Source organism: Clostridium tanneri (genome assembly GCF_033659955.1).
Taxonomy (GTDB): Bacteria; Bacillota; Clostridia; order Clostridiales; family Clostridiaceae; genus Clostridium_AM; species Clostridium_AM tanneri.
The window spans coordinates 1-568 of record NZ_JARUJP010000087.1; the positions used below are offsets into that span (position 1 = coordinate 1).

A 568-nucleotide genomic window follows, 5' to 3' on the forward strand; every position below is an offset into this window, starting at 1 on the left:
GGTCAAGCTACAAAGGGCGCATGGTGAATGCCTTGGCACCAGTAGCCGATGAAGGACGCGATAAGCTGCGATAAGCTTCGGGTAGGCGCAAATAGCCTGCGATCCGGAGATTTCCGAATGGGGCAACCCACATAGCTAACGCTATGTACTGTAAACTGAATTCATAGGTTTATAGAGGTAGACCCGGGGAACTGAAACATCTAAGTACCCGGAGGAAGAGAAAGAAAAATCGATTTTCTGAGTAGCGGCGAGCGAAAGGGAAAGAGCCCAAACCAGGAACTTGTTCCTGGGGTTGCGGACAGATCATAAAATACTGTGATTTCTTAGTTGAAGAGAGCTGGAAGGCTCCGCCATAGAAGGTAATAGCCCTGTAGGCAAAAAGAATAACAGTCAGATCTGATCCAGAGTACCACGAGACACGTGAAACCTTGTGGGAAGCAGGGAGGACCACCTCCCAAGGCTAAATACTAACTGGTGACCGATAGTGAAGCAGTACCGTGAGGGAAAGGTGAAAAGAACCCCGGAAGGGGAGTGAAATAGAACCTGAAACCGTGTGTCCACAATCAGT

1 rRNA gene is annotated in these 568 nt (G+C 48.9%); it reads left to right on the forward strand.

Annotated features, from left to right (window positions below):
* Positions 1–568 (forward strand): 23S ribosomal RNA (locus P8V03_RS19050); the annotation flags it as partial.